Genomic DNA, 12,563 nt, shown 5'->3' with positions numbered 1-12,563 from the left:
GTCCTAAGGGTCGGAATGCGGACGAGCGTATGATCCCCGGTTTGCATCATTTCTTTTTGCCGAACCCTGACAGGCCGGGAGGCAGGGCCATGCCGCCGCCCATACCACCCATGCCACCGGGGAGTTTGCCGCCCATTGCTTTGGCTGCCGCTTCGAGTTGTTTGGGGTCCATCTGGGAGGGGTCCATGCCCGCGCCCTTACCACCCATCATGCCCTTCATGGCCTGTTTGAGCATGCCGCCTTTGCCCATTTTGCCCATCTTCTTCATCATATCGCCCATCTGGCGCTGCATTTTCAGAAGCTTGTTGAGCTCGGAAACTTCCATACCCGCGCCCTTGGCGATCCGCTTTTTACGGCTCGCTTGCAGGATTTGCGGATTGGCGCGTTCCTTTTTGGTCATGGATTGGATCAGGGCGATCTGGTGTTTGAGCACCTTGTCGTCAAAGCCTGCGTTTTCGACCTGTTTGGCCATTTTACCCATGCCGGGCATCATGCCCATCATGCCCTGCATGCCGCCCATTTTGATCATCTGTTCAAGCTGCATTTTGAGGTCGTTCATGTTGAACTGACCCTTGGCCATGCGCTTCATCATGCGCTCGGATTGTTCCAGTTCGAGCGTTTCCTGGGCCTTTTCGACCAGGGCCACGATGTCGCCCATGCCGAGGATCCGGCCCGCGATGCGTTCCGGCTCGAAGGTTTCGATGGCGTCCATCTTTTCGCCCAAGCCGACGTATTTGATCGGCTTGCCGGTGACCGCGCGCATCGAAAGGGCCGCACCGCCACGTCCGTCGCCATCCATCCGGGTCAGGACGACGCCGGAGACGCCGATTTTATCGTCAAATTCGGTGGCCACATTGACCGCGTCCTGCCCGGTCAGACCATCGACCACCAGCAACGTTTCGCGCGGGTTGGCGACATCGCGCACGGCGGCGGCCTGGGCGATCAGTTCCGCGTCAATGTGCAAACGACCGGCCGTGTCGAGCATATACACATCATAGCCACCCAGACCCGCTTGGGTTTTGGCGCGCTTGGCGATGGCGACGGGGTCTTCGCCTTTGACGATGGGGAGCGTGTCGACGCCGATTTGCGCACCCAGGATCGCGAGCTGTTCCATCGCCGCGGGACGGTTGACGTCGAGGGAGGCCATCAGCACGCGTTTGCCATCACGGTCTTTGAGCCGTTTGGCCAGTTTCGCGGTGGTGGTGGTTTTACCCGAGCCTTGCAGGCCAACCATCAGGATTGGCGCGGGCGGGTTGTCGATTTTTAGCGCACCCGGTTCGCCTTCGCCTTTAAGCACATCAATCAAAGCGTCATGCACGATCTTGACGACCTGCTGACCCGGCGTGATGGATTTGGTGACGGCCTGGCCGGTGGCTTTTTCCTGCACCACCTTGACGAAATCGCGCGCCACGGGGAGGGAAACGTCCGCCTCCAACAGGGCCACACGGACCTCGCGCAGGGCGGTGGCCACGTCCTCCTCGGAGAGCGCGCCTTGTTTTGTCAGCCGGTCAAAGACGCCGGAGAGGCGCTCGGAGAGGTTTTCAAACATGGGCTTTCGGCCCCTTTCAATTCGGTTGCGGGATGTCCCTGATGTAGGGAGCCCGCGGTCAATGCGCAAATGCCCGTCGTTCTGGCGTGGCAGAGAGCAAAACCAAATGGTTTTGCCCCCGTGGGCGCAACGCGCTGACGGAGGTCGATCCCCGGACAAACCCCAAGGGACCGGAAGTTCATAGCTTCCGGAGTTACGAGCGCGTTTAAGCGTCGGGTTGTCCGGAGTCAAGCCGTTTGAAGACGCGCTCCTCCAGCGCCTTGACGTGCTCTTCGAGGTGGCGAAAGCGCGCCTCAATCTCCTCGCTCGGCATATAGGAGGTGCGCGATTTATCCCCCACCAGATTGCCAAGGACCTGCACGAAGCCGGGATCATCGCGCAGGCGCATGTTCACCCGGCGCATCAGATCGTGATGTTGGGTCGCTGTTCTCAGCGTCAGGTTTGGTAAGGCCATCGTTGTCTCCTGTGCATAGCCGCTATTCGTATTGCGATTTGCATATCAAAACGTATTGCACTTGTAAAGGCCGCCCCCATATCAACAGCAACACAGAACGCACTGCATAACGCAATGCGTTTGGGTGTTGAGTATCGTCTGAGGAGACAGTTATGAATTACACGCAAGTGGACAGTATCAATGTGAATGAAGCAGCCCCGCTGCTCTATATGATCCATATAAAAAGAGGCGAAGCGCGGGATTTATTTGTTGGGGCGGCCGCGCGGGGTGCCGATCTGCCCCGTCGAGGCCAACTTTGGGCGGCACAGGCGCTGTTGAAAGGTAAATCACCCTATCCGGATTGGTTCTATCGCTGTGATCGGGTGCATTTCGCCATGGCGGAGGCTTGGTTGCTCGGCAATCCTATCAAGCTTGCTTTGATCGGAAATACGATGCTGAGAGATCTGGAGAATGAACGTGCGAACCTGGAAGTGCTTTTGGGTGCCAACCTCAATGCCCAGATGCCGGAAGAAAAGAACGCATTCGCGGTGCGGCTTAGACTGCTCAGGTTCAAGGCGCTGGATCATGTCACCGGTGCTGAGGACCCGGCGCGTTTTCGCGCACAAGCGCCTCACCTTTGGGAGGTTGCCTGCGACACCTATGCGGATACCAAAGGCGTGAGCGTCGAGCAGGCCGCAGAGATGTTAATGCGCAGATCATGAGCAAAACACTCAAGACGGGGCGACCGGTTGGACCGTCGCCCTGAACTGCCGTGCTCCTTTATGCGGCGAGCAAGGCGATACCGGCCGCGGTCTTGGCCATCGCGGCATCCGGATCGAGTTTCACCTGATCCGCAGCTATGATTTCAACGTCCGACAGACTGATGAGGCCAAGGATTGGGCGCAGGTGCCCGAAGGTGCAATCGGTGTGGGAACCCGAGCCTGGCCATTGCGACCGCCGTGCGTTTCCCCCAGAGCAACCCAACGGGTCGGTTTGTGCCATAGCGGAACGTCACACTTGTCTGCGCGCTCAGATTGATCCATTGCTGATCTTGCATCACCGAACGTAATTGGTAATATGGATCAAGAACTGTGCAACAGTGCACATCAACCAAGGGCCAATACGTCACATGGATAATTGGGACGAAATCAGAACCGCCTTTCAGGTCGCGCGCATGGGCACGGTCAGCGGTGCAGCGGATGTTCTCGGGGTCCATCATGCCACGGTGATCCGTCACATCGACGCGCTGGAAAAACGGCTGGGTGTCAAGCTGTTCCAGCGTCACGCGCGCGGATATACGGCGACCGAAGCGGGTCAGGATCTGTTGCGCGTCGCCCAGGCCACGGATGATCAGTTCAGCCAGTTGGCCGGGCGCATCAAGGGTCTGGGCGATGAGGTGTCGGGTGAATTGGTCGTGACCTCCCTCATCAGCCTCGCGCCCCGGATGGTGCCGCTTCTGGCGCAGTTCCAGACGCGTTACCCGGATGTGATCGTGCGCTATCTCACCGGGGACCGGCTGTTCCGGCTGGAATACGGCGAGGCGCATATCGCGATCCGCGCAGGTTCGGTGCCGGATCAACCGGACAATGTGGTGCAGGGGTTTCATCAGCAGCAGGTCGGGTTATTCGCCACGAAAACCTACCTCAAAGCCAATGGCACGCCAAAGGTTTTGGCGGATTTCAAGGGCCACCGATTTGTCGGACATGACAATGACAACAGCCGCGCGCCCTTCAACCGCTGGCTGCGCGCGCATATCCCGGCGGCCTCGCTGACGTTTCGCTCCACGGAGACCCAGGCGTTGGAGGAGGCCGTAAAGTCCGGCGCGGGCATTGGCTTTCTGCCCCTCATCGAGGCGCGCAAGAACCCCGAGTTGGTCGAGGTCTTTGAGCGGCAGGAAGAATGGTTCGCCCCGCTCTGGTTGGTCACCCATGTCGACCTGCACCGCACTACCAAGGTGCAGGCCTTCCTGACCTTTCTCAAGGAAGAGACGAAAGATTGGGCGGTTTGACCCCCGGTGCGCAGGGCCATCTGGCGATGCTGGCATTTTCGGCGCTGGTGGCGGGGTCATTTGCTTTGGGTGCGCAGGTCGCCAATGAGATCGACCCGGCTGTGCTCAACGCGGTGCGCTTCGTTCTGGCGGCGTCGGTCATCGGGGCGGTCGCACTGGCCACCACCGGCCTGTCGCGCACAGCTTTTGCCGCGCCGTGGCGGTATATCGTGCTCGGCGGAATTTTCTCGTTCTATTTCGTGCTCATGTTCGAAGGGCTGAAAACCGCGCCTCCCGTGAGTGCTGCGGCGGTGTTCACGCTGACCCCGGTCATGGCGGCGGGTTTTGGCTGGCTGCTGCTGGCGCAGGTCACCACGCCGCGCATGGGGCTGGCGTTAACGGTCGGCGGGGCGGGCGCTCTATGGGTGATCTTTCGCGCGGATTTCGCCGCGCTGCGCGCTTTTGAAGTTGGGCGCGGGGAGATGATCTATTTCATCGGCTGCGCGGCCCATGCGCTCTACACACCCCTGGCGCGCAAGCTGAACCGCGGCGAACCGGCGGTGGTCTTCACCTTTGGCGTTCTGGTCGCGGGGGCGGTTTTGCTGGTGCTTTATGCCTGGCGCGACATCCTGGCGACGGATTGGGGGGCCTTGCCCGCAATCGTCTGGATCACGCTGATTTATATCGCGTTCTTTGCGTCCTCCACGACTTTCGTTTTACTGCAACTCGCCACGCTGCGCCTGCCAAGCGCCAAGGTCATGGCCTATACCTACCTCACGCCGAGCTGGGTGATCCTGTGGCAAATGGCTCTGGGCAAGGGCGCGCCGGGGCCGGTGATCCTGGGGGGTGTCGCGCTGACGATCCTGGCGCTTTTGCTGTTGCTGCGCGATGACGGCACGCATGCAGCGGAACCAAAATCCCAGACCGCGCGTTAACCCCCCACACAAAGAGAGGGAAAGAAAATGCGTAGTATTATTTATCTTGTCGGTCTGGTGGTCGTTGTGATGGCGGTGATCAATCTGGCCACCTGAGTTTCAGGGTGCCTTTTCAGGCGCTTTCTTCTGGGAGTTCGGACGCGAGAAACCGCTCGAAAGCCTCCAGATGGACCGGTTCGAACTGCCCGAACCCCTGCATCCAGACGGAGGCTGCGCGCAACGCGTCCGGCTCCAGCTTGCACCATTTTACCCGCCCGCGCTTTTCCTGAGAAATCAGACCGGCGGCGGTGAGCACCCCTAAGTGTTTCGAGATTGCGGCCAGTGACATCTCGAACGGCTCGGCCACATCTGTCACGGCCATATCGTCTTCCAACAACATTGTCAGAATGGCGCGCCGGGTTGGATCGGCGAGGGCTGCAAAGGCTTGATCAAGGTCACGTGTCATGCCCTGTCATAGCCCCGCCCGTACGTCAGGGGAAGCGCGTCATCCGCGCGGATGGTGTTGGGTCTGGGAAGGCAGGGTCAATTGATGGCGCGCGCGCTCAGCTGGCGAAAGGCCGATGTCACGCGCCAGATGATCATCGAGGCGACGGACATGCAGCCCTTTGGGTCCGCGCCGGAACCATTTCAAAACGCGTTTCACGGTCAAATTATGTATCATAACGGCACATCCCAATCTTGCGCGCGAACGCGTTATATCGGTCATAAGGGTTAGTCCTGATAAGCTTTGTCAGGACGATGCCGCAGGATCCCTCAGATTTCAAAATCAATTGCTTGACGTCATATGTGCAGAAAAGGCACTAATCGGACATGAGCCGTACATTGCCTCCCCTCAATGCCCTGCGCGCCTTTGAGGCAGCGGGGCGGCATCAGAGCTTTTCGCGCGCCGCAGAGGAACTCGGCGTCAGCCATTCCTCGATCAGCCGCCACATTCGTGGTTTGGAAGACCGCCTCAACCGCCAATTGTTCCGCGATCAGGCGCGCGGGGTGGTGTTGAGCCGCGAGGGAGCCGCTTACCTGGCGGAAATAACCCCGGCGCTGGATGCCATAAGCGAGGCGACGGGGCGGCTGGTTGAACGCGCCGAAGGGGTGATCAATGTCAACAGCGAGCCGCTTTTTGCCACCAAATGGGTGATCCCTCGGCTGGTGGAATTCCAGCGCGCGCATCCGCAGATAGATGTCCGTCTGGAAGCCTCGCGCGGTCTGGCGGATATCGAGCGTTATGAGGCCGATATGGCGATCCGGTTCCTGTCGGTCGCAGGATCAAATCCGGATGCGATCCTGATCAGTGACGCGCCGCTTTATCCCTATGCGGCACCCGGATTGGTGGATTTGCCGCTGGCATCGCCCACTGGCCTTTTGGAATATCCGTTGCTGCGGGACCGCACCAGTGGGACCTGGGGGTATTGGTTTGATCTCGCGGGCCACCCCGTTGATCCCACCCGCGTGCCCGGTGCAGGGTGGCGCATGCGCTCGCCGCTGGCATTTGAAGCGGCGTTGGCGGGGCATGGCGTCTTGCTGACTTCGGCGGATGTGACGGCGCATGATGTCGCGGCGGGGCGTCTTGCGCGGCTCTCGGATGTGGGCTTCCGGGAGGGGGGGTATTATCTGGTGCTCGGCGAAGGTGTGTTGCGCCGCAAGCCGGTGCGCTTGTTCAAGGAGTGGCTGCTGGCGCGCAGCAAAGGTTTGCGTGGACAGCCGGTTTGAAAAGGTCAACCAAATGGTTGAATATGACCCCGGCGCGTTTTGGCCTCGTTTCGTGCGGTCCTACTCTGTCGTTGCGCCACAGGTCTGGAAATTTAATCTCATTAAAACAGTTATTTGAACAGGAAAACTCATCATGCCGGAGCCTGTTGACTCAGGGCTCATCGCGCAATAGCACATGCTCAACCATCCAAAGGGGTGTTTTGACGTGACCGGTGATGACCCAAAGCAGCGCATGGAGCAGCTTGAGGCGAGGATCGCAGCGGCAAAACAGGCGCAGGCACCAAAGCCCCGGTCGGATGAGCACTACTCTCAGGCGCAACATGCCTGGCGAATGGTGATCGAACTTGTGGCCGGTCTTGGGATCGGTTTCGGCATCGGATATGGGCTGGACTGGCTCTTTGGGACGATCCCAATTTTTCTGGTGCTGTTCACGATGCTGGGCCTGGCGGCTGGGGTGAAAACGATGCTCCGCTCCGCACAGGAGATGCAGGAAAAGAAAGTGGCCCAAGAGGCCGAAACGAAAGACGGGGAGCCCTGAGAATGGCGACAGATGCAAGCGAAGAAGGCGGTCTGGTTTTCAAGCCAATGGATCAGTTTCTGATTGAGCCGCTGTTCGGGGATGGTGCCATTGCATGGTACACGCCAACGAATGCAGCGCTCTGGATGGGATTTGCCATCATCGCCGTGATCCTTTTGATGGTCGTGGGCAGTTCCAAACGTGGCGTCGTGCCCTCGCGCAGCCAGTCGGTTGCCGAACTGGCCTATGGTTTCATCTACAAGATGGTCGAAGACATCTGCGGCAAGGAAGGGTTGAAGTATTTTCCCTACATCATGACGCTTTTCATGTTCATTGTCTGTGCCAACTTCCTCGGCCTGATCCCCACGGCCTTCACACCGACATCGCATTTCGCTGTGACCGTCGTCATGGCCATGGCCGTCTTCCTGACCGTCACTGTGCTTGGGTTTGTCAAGAACGGTACGGCGTTTTTGGGCTTGTTCTGGGTGTCTTCCGCACCGCTTGCCCTGCGCCCGATCCTGGCGATTATCGAATTGATCTCCTATTTCGTGCGTCCGGTCAGCCATTCCATTCGTCTGGCGGGCAACGTCATGGCCGGTCACGCGGTGATCAAGGTTTTCGCAGGCTTCGCCGCGCTCACATTGGTCAGTCCCGTTGCCGTGCTGGGTATCACCGCAATGTATGGTCTGGAGGTCCTGGTGTCCTTCATACAGGCCTATGTTTTCACCATTTTGACATGCGTATACCTCAAGGACGCATTGCATCCGCATCACTAACGTAGGGTGGGCTTTCAGGCCACCTATCTACCTATCTAAACTTCCAATCGTAAGGAGATTTCACATGGAAGGCGAACTCGCACATATCGGCGCAGGTCTGGCAGCAATCGGTTCCGGGGCAGCAGCCATCGGTGTTGGTAACGTTGCAGGAAACTATCTGGCAGGCGCATTGCGCAACCCCTCTGCCGCTGCAAGCCAAACAGCAACACTCTTCATCGGTATCGCTTTCGCGGAAGCCCTTGGGATCTTCGCATTCCTCGTCGCTCTGCTTTTGATGTTCGCTGTTTAAGACTTAGACAACGATGATCCTTACGGTCGGGCGGTGCATTCGTGCGCTGCCCGATGTAACGGCCCGACGCGCAGGAGAACGACATGGCTACCGAAACACATAGCGCTGATGCTGCTGCCTCCGGGGGCATGCCACAGCTCGATTTCTCTACCTGGGCAAACCAGATCTTCTGGTTGGTGATCACGCTGGTCGTGATCTATATGATTTTGTCGCGCGTGGCTCTGCCCCGGATTGCGGCTGTTCTGGCGGAACGCCAGGGTACGATAACAAACGACGTGGCCGCTGCCGAAGATCTCAAGGTCAAGGCGCAGGAAGCCGAAGCCGCCTATGATAAGGCGTTGGTGGATGCCCGCGCAGAGGCGCACCGGATTGTTGGTGAAGCCAAAGCGGAAATTCAGGCGGATCTGGATGTGGCCATCGCCAAAGCAGATGCCGAGATTTCGGCCAAGGCCGCCGAGTCCGAGAAGGCCATCGCGGAAATACGCGCTGGCGCTTTGGACGCAGTGAAAGAAGTCGCCACCGATACCGCGCAGGAAATCATCTCTGCGATGGGTGGTAAGGCCGATGCAAAGGCGATTTCATCCGCCGTTGAAACACGGTTGAAAGGATAAGCCAGATGCGTTTTCAAACAATGTTGATCACCAGCGCTGCGAGCCTTACAGCGGCAAGTCCGGCTTGGGCTGCGGGTAAGGGTATTTCGTTGAGCAATACCGATTTTGTGGTTTTTCTGGGTCTTGCGGTATTCATTGGGATTTTGATTTATTTCAAGGTACCCGGTTTGCTTCTGGGGATGCTCGATAAACGCGCCGAGGGGATTAAATCCGAATTGGATGAAGCCCGTGCGCTGCGCGATGAGGCGCAGACCTTGCTGGCCAGTTACGAGCGCAAGCAGCGCGAAGTGCAGGAGCAGGCCGATCGCATCGTGGCTGCCGCAAAGGAAGAAGCGGGTGTTGCCGCAGAGCAGGCACGCGCCGATCTTGAAGTATCGCTGGAACGTCGTATGGCCGCGGCGGTCGAGCAGATCGCTACGGCACAGGGTGCCGCCCTTAAGGAAGTGCGCGATCAATCCGTGAGCGTCGCCATTGCCGTAGCCCGCGAAGTTATCGCCCAACAGATGACTGCGGCGCAGGGCAATAGTTTGATCGACAATGCGATCATGGAAGTTGACGCCAAATTGCACTGAGGCAAAGGTGGCCTGAAAGCCCACCCTACGGAACTCCGTTCTCAGGTCGGAGTTTTTCGTTTTTAGTATCCACTTATTGGTCTAAACCCCCCGTCTTCCAGACGGGAGTGCTTTAGCACGAAGAATCGTCTTATGATCTTATCCTCCCCAGAAATGAGCCGTCGCAGGTCTTAAGGCTCATTTCCGGGGAGGATAAGAACATGCAATACTCGACCGGCAAACATTGCGTTTACTATCACAGATATCACCTGGTCTGGTCGACGAAATACCGGTTCAAGGTACTGTGCGGCCTGTTGCGCTTGCGGGTCCGTGATATCTTCCGCCAGGTTTGTGCGCAGAGCGGCGTCGAGATCATCAAGGGCGTTTTGTCGAGCGATCACGTTCATATGTTCGTGTCGGTCCCACCGAAACTGGCAATCAGTGATCTGGTACGGCTGATGAAGGGCAGGTCGTCCCACAAAATACAGCAAGGGTTCCCCCATCTCAAAAAACGCTATTGGGGCAGGCACTTTTGGGGCCGTGGGTACTTTTCAACCACCAACGGTGCCATCCATTGCCCGACAGGGTCATGCGCAGCATGATCCCGAGAGGGACCAAAGACATCGTACTTCAGTATCTGGAACAGCATATCACCAATCCTACCGACGCCAGACGGGATGGTTGCCGCCCTCCCCAGACGGCATCGCAATGTGCCAATATGTGGTGTTGAAACTCACAATACGGAAAGGGCGGCAGGATGAAAGATACTATGATCGGGGTGGATTTAGCAAAGAATGTGCTCCAAGTTCACGGAGCATCTATGACTGGGGAGGTCAAGTTTCGAAAGAAGCTCTCGCGACCGCAGTTTCATAAATTTATGGCAGATCACCCACCTTGTGTAGTGGTTCTGGAATCCTGTGGTGGTGCTCACTACTGGGCTCGTCAGATGGTAAAATTTGGACATAGGGTAAAGTTAATTGCTCCTCAGTATGTAAAGCCCTTCGTAAAGCGGCAGAAGAATGATGCGGCGGACGCAGAAGCCATTGTGATTGCAGCACAGCGCCCTGAGATGCGCTTTGTCGAGCCTAAAACACAAGAGCAGCAGGCCCGGGCGGTATTGTTCCGAGCCAGAGAACGCCTTGTTCGCCATCGGACAGAATTGGTGAATGCTCTTCGGGCGGTGATGTATGAATATGGCCATGTTTTTCCGCTAGGCATTGCGAACCTCAAGCGTATCGAGGCCACCCTTGAGGGATCGAACGGAGAGCTACCTGAACTGGCCCTTGAAGCGTGCCGAGATCTCATTTTACAGATCGCCGAGAAGACAGCCCGAATTGAAGCCAAAACGAAGAAAGCCAAGGTCCTGTCAAAGAATGCGGATTTAACCCGGCAATTACAGACGATGCCAGGCGTTGGACCTCTAACGGCGTTAGCTATTGAAGCTTTTGCTCCGCCGATGAGCAGTTTTAAATGTGGGCGGGATTTTGCCGCCTGGCTTGGTTTGGTGCCCCGTCAACATTCCTCAGGCGGCAAGGCCCGGCTTGGGCGGATCTCAAAAGCAGGGCAGGCTGACATTCGCCGGCTTTTGATCATTGGAGCAATGATGCGGCTCAACTGGCTTGGACGCAAGTCGATCCGGCCAGGCTCGTGGCTGGCGCGAATGTTAGAGAGAAAGCCTCGGATGCTGGTGGCAATCGCATTGGCAAACAAAATGGCGCGCGCGATCTGGGCCATGATGACGCATAATGAAGATTACAGAGATCCGACGCAGGCGGCAGCAGCAGTATGACGCTAGCTCTGCGCACAGCAATCTGACGTCGGTGAAGGAGGTGTGAGAAGTCGATGACCTGAATGGGCAAATTGATCGAATAGACCTGGATTAGGAAAACCAAGACTACCGGCTGAGCAGCAAAGCTCGTACGTCAGATTTGGACCTGATCCGCAGATCACCATACCGGCCAGCGGCTGCTGAAGTGCCGCACTCAAAGGCCACAAACACCCATCCGGCCCGAAGTCCTGCACAATATGCCCGTCCTTCTGCGCCCTTTGCAGGGCGTGACGCACACGCTTTAGCACATCGGCATGGGTATCATCGCCCCAGCCCTTCGCCGCAATCGTTTCATCATCCACAGGGGCAACCCGTAGCGGGTTGATGATTGTCAGCTTCAACTCATTGCGCCCGAATAGCTGCTCGTACTTGCCACGCGGCGCAATGCCCTTGGGGTCGTTCTCATAGCCGCATGCATAACGCCAGCGCGCGGTCTATCGGGTCCAGATCGGCCTTCAGGGAGTCCGCAGCCTTCACAGCGACCTTGTGTTGGCCTGCGATTTCGCAGCGCTTCTCGATCGGTCCGAAGATTGCCTTTTGCATGGAGGCATTATGGATTCACACCCCTTTTTATAAGTTAGATTGTTGGTGCGTTTGATACATAAGGCCGGGATTGCCCCTACAGTCGGCTTTTTGTCGCGCCAAAGAGCCGACACTCATTTCACTGCCAATCTTCTCTGCGAGCCATTCTTTGAAGGTAAAGTGGGACCCAAGGCAACCGGTTTCGTCCAAACCCTATCGGATGCACTGATGTTCAGCAATTCGACATTTGCGGGCAGTTTGCCCGCGTTATCGACAATCGCACTACGGGGTAAAAACACCGCATGTTTGTGGAGTGTGCCGTCCAGAGGTGCAGCAAGCACCGCAATTGCGTTGTTCTTAGCAAGCACGGGTCTGAACGTAAGCGCCGGCTCATACAGCGCGAGATTGTTGCCTGTCATTTTATTGATTTGAACAGAAATGGCATGTGTAGCTGGGCTTTGTTGTATTTCACGCCATCTCAACGACTCTGATGCGATCATCTCGATCATCTCGATCATCGCGATCATGACAGTGGTCATAAGGTGCCGAAGGTTCGGTTTTGCAGTTGCGGCTTAAATCCCGGTGCGGGCGTTTCGGAGCGGTTGGTGCCCATCAGAATTTAGACACAAATCCTGTGATCGGCAAATTTTCCGACGTCGCATACGGTAATTGCCGTTCGTGCTTGCCCGACCTCAGCCCGGCTGATGCTGTCTTTTGCGGAGATAAAAACGTCTGATTGTTCGAAAACACCCAGAGCGATGGAATATTCTGGGGTGCTTGGCTTGCTGGAGCGGCAATTTCGGCATCTGGCTGGATTTCAGGCATCTCCATCAGGGGTGATGCCGGGCTTGCATCAAG

At 57.4% G+C, this 12,563-nt stretch carries 19 protein-coding genes; 11 read left to right on the top strand and 8 right to left on the bottom strand.

The window, feature by feature from the left end; all coding sequences use genetic code 11:
* Window positions 1-46: 46 nt before the first annotated feature.
* On the bottom strand, window positions 47-1,549 hold the full coding sequence (gene ffh, locus ROLI_RS17865) for a signal recognition particle protein (RefSeq protein ID WP_187430531.1): 1,503 nt from the start codon (window positions 1,547-1,549) through the stop codon (window positions 47-49).
* A gap of 205 nt (window positions 1,550-1,754) precedes the next feature.
* Window positions 1,755-2,003 (bottom strand): hypothetical protein, encoded by a 249-nt coding sequence (locus tag ROLI_RS17860; RefSeq protein ID WP_187430530.1) that lies wholly within the window; start codon window positions 2,001-2,003, stop codon window positions 1,755-1,757.
* 152 nt (window positions 2,004-2,155) lie between these two features.
* Here ROLI_RS17860 and ROLI_RS17855 point away from each other — a divergent pair, with 152 nt between their 5' ends.
* Window positions 2,156-2,704 carry a hypothetical protein gene (locus ROLI_RS17855; RefSeq protein ID WP_187430529.1) on the top strand — a complete coding sequence of 183 codons (549 nt, stop codon included), beginning with the start codon at window positions 2,156-2,158 and terminating at the stop codon, window positions 2,702-2,704.
* 58 nt (window positions 2,705-2,762) lie between these two features.
* Here the strand turns inward: ROLI_RS17855 and ROLI_RS17850 are convergent, their stop codons facing one another.
* The gene (locus ROLI_RS17850) at window positions 2,763-2,984 is read right to left on the bottom strand and encodes a hypothetical protein (protein WP_187430528.1); all 222 of its coding nucleotides are present in this window, start codon (window positions 2,982-2,984) and stop codon (window positions 2,763-2,765) included.
* Between the two features lie 127 nt (window positions 2,985-3,111).
* Between ROLI_RS17850 and ROLI_RS17845 the strand changes: the two genes are divergently transcribed.
* Window positions 3,112-3,990 carry a LysR family transcriptional regulator gene (locus tag ROLI_RS17845; protein ID WP_187430527.1) on the top strand — a complete coding sequence of 293 codons (879 nt, stop codon included), beginning with the start codon at window positions 3,112-3,114 and terminating at the stop codon, window positions 3,988-3,990.
* A 26-nt stretch (window positions 3,991-4,016) separates the two neighbouring features.
* The gene (locus ROLI_RS17840; RefSeq protein ID WP_187430598.1) at window positions 4,017-4,904 is read left to right on the top strand and encodes a DMT family transporter; all 888 of its coding nucleotides are present in this window, start codon (window positions 4,017-4,019) and stop codon (window positions 4,902-4,904) included.
* 112 nt (window positions 4,905-5,016) lie between these two features.
* Here ROLI_RS17840 and ROLI_RS17835 read toward each other — a convergent pair whose 3' ends face one another.
* A complete protein-coding gene (locus ROLI_RS17835) occupies window positions 5,017-5,349 on the bottom strand; it encodes a helix-turn-helix transcriptional regulator (protein WP_187430526.1) in 333 nt (110 codons plus the stop codon).
* A gap of 39 nt (window positions 5,350-5,388) precedes the next feature.
* Complete coding sequence (locus ROLI_RS17830) at window positions 5,389-5,565, bottom strand: hypothetical protein (protein WP_187430525.1); 177 nt, start codon at window positions 5,563-5,565, stop codon at window positions 5,389-5,391.
* A 149-nt stretch (window positions 5,566-5,714) separates the two neighbouring features.
* On the opposite strand from ROLI_RS17830, the gene ROLI_RS17825 reads away from it, so the two are divergent.
* The 8 genes from ROLI_RS17825 (at window position 5,715) to ROLI_RS17790 (ending at window position 11,144) form a co-directional block, all read left to right on the top strand.
* Window positions 5,715-6,611: a LysR substrate-binding domain-containing protein gene (locus ROLI_RS17825; protein WP_187430524.1), complete on the top strand. Its 897-nt coding sequence runs from the start codon at window positions 5,715-5,717 to the stop codon at window positions 6,609-6,611.
* A gap of 175 nt (window positions 6,612-6,786) precedes the next feature.
* On the top strand, window positions 6,787-7,149 hold the full coding sequence (locus tag ROLI_RS17820; RefSeq protein ID WP_222869557.1) for an AtpZ/AtpI family protein: 363 nt from the start codon (window positions 6,787-6,789) through the stop codon (window positions 7,147-7,149).
* 2 nt (window positions 7,150-7,151) lie between these two features.
* Window positions 7,152-7,904 (top strand): F0F1 ATP synthase subunit A, encoded by a 753-nt coding sequence (locus ROLI_RS17815; protein ID WP_187430523.1) that lies wholly within the window; start codon window positions 7,152-7,154, stop codon window positions 7,902-7,904.
* A 64-nt stretch (window positions 7,905-7,968) separates the two neighbouring features.
* Entirely contained in the window at window positions 7,969-8,193 is a 225-nt protein-coding gene (locus ROLI_RS17810) for a F0F1 ATP synthase subunit C (RefSeq protein ID WP_011567586.1), read from the top strand.
* Between the two features lie 83 nt (window positions 8,194-8,276).
* A complete protein-coding gene (locus ROLI_RS17805; RefSeq protein ID WP_187430522.1) occupies window positions 8,277-8,804 on the top strand; it encodes a F0F1 ATP synthase subunit B' in 528 nt (175 codons plus the stop codon).
* 5 nt (window positions 8,805-8,809) lie between these two features.
* Window positions 8,810-9,376 carry a F0F1 ATP synthase subunit B gene (locus tag ROLI_RS17800; protein WP_262386538.1) on the top strand — a complete coding sequence of 189 codons (567 nt, stop codon included), beginning with the start codon at window positions 8,810-8,812 and terminating at the stop codon, window positions 9,374-9,376.
* A gap of 200 nt (window positions 9,377-9,576) precedes the next feature.
* A complete protein-coding gene (gene tnpA, locus ROLI_RS17795; RefSeq protein WP_405048974.1) occupies window positions 9,577-9,957 on the top strand; it encodes an IS200/IS605 family transposase in 381 nt (126 codons plus the stop codon).
* A 155-nt stretch (window positions 9,958-10,112) separates the two neighbouring features.
* Window positions 10,113-11,144 (top strand): IS110 family transposase, encoded by a 1,032-nt coding sequence (locus tag ROLI_RS17790; protein WP_187428280.1) that lies wholly within the window; start codon window positions 10,113-10,115, stop codon window positions 11,142-11,144.
* A gap of 2 nt (window positions 11,145-11,146) precedes the next feature.
* Here ROLI_RS17790 and ROLI_RS17785 read toward each other — a convergent pair whose 3' ends face one another.
* From ROLI_RS17785 to ROLI_RS17775, 3 genes are all read right to left on the bottom strand, one after another.
* Window positions 11,147-11,524, bottom strand: coding sequence for a hypothetical protein (locus ROLI_RS17785; protein WP_187428924.1), 378 nt, complete (start codon window positions 11,522-11,524; stop codon window positions 11,147-11,149).
* A gap of 315 nt (window positions 11,525-11,839) precedes the next feature.
* Entirely contained in the window at window positions 11,840-12,232 is a 393-nt protein-coding gene (locus ROLI_RS17780) for a hypothetical protein (protein ID WP_187428925.1), read from the bottom strand.
* 85 nt (window positions 12,233-12,317) lie between these two features.
* Window positions 12,318-12,536: a hypothetical protein gene (locus ROLI_RS17775; protein WP_187428926.1), complete on the bottom strand. Its 219-nt coding sequence runs from the start codon at window positions 12,534-12,536 to the stop codon at window positions 12,318-12,320.
* Window positions 12,537-12,563 lie beyond the last annotated feature (27 nt).

Origin of the sequence: Roseobacter fucihabitans, assembly GCF_014337925.2 — a bacterium.
GTDB lineage: Bacteria > Pseudomonadota > Alphaproteobacteria > Rhodobacterales > Rhodobacteraceae > Roseobacter > Roseobacter fucihabitans.
Note: the sequence above shows the minus strand (reverse complement) of the source record. Positions and strands in the feature narration are given on the sequence as shown.

Excerpts from the sequence above, each read along its gene's own strand:
- ROLI_RS17845 (WP_187430527.1), top strand. The coding sequence starts at position 3,112 with ATGGATAATTGGGACGAAATCAGAACCGCCTTTCAGGTCGCGCGCATG.
- ROLI_RS17820 (WP_222869557.1), top strand. The coding sequence starts at position 6,787 with ATGCTCAACCATCCAAAGGGGTGTTTTGACGTGACCGGTGATGACCCA.
- tnpA (WP_405048974.1), top strand. The coding sequence starts at position 9,577 with ATGCAATACTCGACCGGCAAACATTGCGTTTACTATCACAGATATCAC.
- ROLI_RS17780 (WP_187428925.1), bottom strand. The coding sequence starts at position 12,232 with ATGATCGCGATGATCGAGATGATCGAGATGATCGCATCAGAGTCGTTG.
- ROLI_RS17850 (WP_187430528.1), bottom strand. The coding sequence starts at position 2,984 with ATGGCACAAACCGACCCGTTGGGTTGCTCTGGGGGAAACGCACGGCGG.
- ROLI_RS17815 (WP_187430523.1), top strand. The coding sequence starts at position 7,152 with ATGGCGACAGATGCAAGCGAAGAAGGCGGTCTGGTTTTCAAGCCAATG.
- ROLI_RS17855 (WP_187430529.1), top strand. The coding sequence starts at position 2,156 with ATGAATTACACGCAAGTGGACAGTATCAATGTGAATGAAGCAGCCCCG.
- ROLI_RS17805 (WP_187430522.1), top strand. The coding sequence starts at position 8,277 with ATGGCTACCGAAACACATAGCGCTGATGCTGCTGCCTCCGGGGGCATG.
- ROLI_RS17810 (WP_011567586.1), top strand. The coding sequence starts at position 7,969 with ATGGAAGGCGAACTCGCACATATCGGCGCAGGTCTGGCAGCAATCGGT.
- ROLI_RS17825 (WP_187430524.1), top strand. The coding sequence starts at position 5,715 with ATGAGCCGTACATTGCCTCCCCTCAATGCCCTGCGCGCCTTTGAGGCA.
- ffh (WP_187430531.1), bottom strand. The coding sequence starts at position 1,549 with ATGTTTGAAAACCTCTCCGAGCGCCTCTCCGGCGTCTTTGACCGGCTG.
- ROLI_RS17790 (WP_187428280.1), top strand. The coding sequence starts at position 10,113 with ATGAAAGATACTATGATCGGGGTGGATTTAGCAAAGAATGTGCTCCAA.
- ROLI_RS17775 (WP_187428926.1), bottom strand. The coding sequence starts at position 12,536 with ATGGAGATGCCTGAAATCCAGCCAGATGCCGAAATTGCCGCTCCAGCA.
- ROLI_RS17830 (WP_187430525.1), bottom strand. The coding sequence starts at position 5,565 with ATGATACATAATTTGACCGTGAAACGCGTTTTGAAATGGTTCCGGCGC.
- ROLI_RS17840 (WP_187430598.1), top strand. The coding sequence starts at position 4,017 with ATGCTGGCATTTTCGGCGCTGGTGGCGGGGTCATTTGCTTTGGGTGCG.
- ROLI_RS17835 (WP_187430526.1), bottom strand. The coding sequence starts at position 5,349 with ATGACACGTGACCTTGATCAAGCCTTTGCAGCCCTCGCCGATCCAACC.
- ROLI_RS17860 (WP_187430530.1), bottom strand. The coding sequence starts at position 2,003 with ATGGCCTTACCAAACCTGACGCTGAGAACAGCGACCCAACATCACGAT.
- ROLI_RS17800 (WP_262386538.1), top strand. The coding sequence starts at position 8,810 with ATGCGTTTTCAAACAATGTTGATCACCAGCGCTGCGAGCCTTACAGCG.